Genomic DNA, 602 nt, shown 5'->3' with positions numbered 1-602 from the left:
TGGGACTCGCCGCTGGTCTCGACGAAGTGGGCGTGATGCATGAGCCGGTCGACGGTCGCGGTGGCCAGGGTCTTGGGCATGATCGTGTCGAAGCCGGAGGGATGGATGTTGCTGGTGACCGCGATGCTGCGGCGTTCGTAGACGGCGTCGACGACGCGATAGAACGCTTCGGCGGTGTCGTGGCCGACCGGCAGCAGTCCGATGTCGTCGACCACGATGATGTCACTGCGGCAGATCCGGGTGATCGCGCGGGAGACCGTCCCGTCGACCTTGGCCCGGCCGACAGCGACGGCGAGGGTTTCGAGGGTGAACCAGGAGATGCGCAGGTCCTTTTCGATCGCCAGATGACACAGGGCTTCGACGAAATGGGACTTCCCGGTCCCGGACGGGCCCGAGATCACGCAGTTCTCAGCGCGGCTGACCCATTCCAGGGTCATCAGCGCGTCTTGGGTGGCCTGGCCGATGGAGGAGTCGGTGGCGCGCCAGGAGGAGAAGGTCTTGCCGGAGGGGAATCCAGCGCTTTTGCGGCGGCTGCGCCGTGTCGCGCTGTCGCGACCGGTGACCTCCTCGGCGAGCAGGACCCGGACGACCTCGGCGGGATC

The 602-nt window shown here is 66.9% G+C and carries 1 protein-coding gene; it reads right to left on the bottom strand.

The genetic code is table 11. The features are described from left to right. The coding region (locus ABD810_RS40770; RefSeq protein WP_344953932.1) for an ATP-binding protein at positions 1–602 on the bottom strand (602 nt) is incomplete at both ends.

The sequence above is a fragment of the Sphaerisporangium flaviroseum genome, from assembly GCF_039537005.1.
GTDB lineage: Bacteria > Actinomycetota > Actinomycetes > Streptosporangiales > Streptosporangiaceae > Sphaerisporangium > Sphaerisporangium flaviroseum.
The sequence above is the reverse complement of the archived record's forward strand: the minus strand, read 5'-3'. Positions and strand labels throughout refer to the sequence as shown.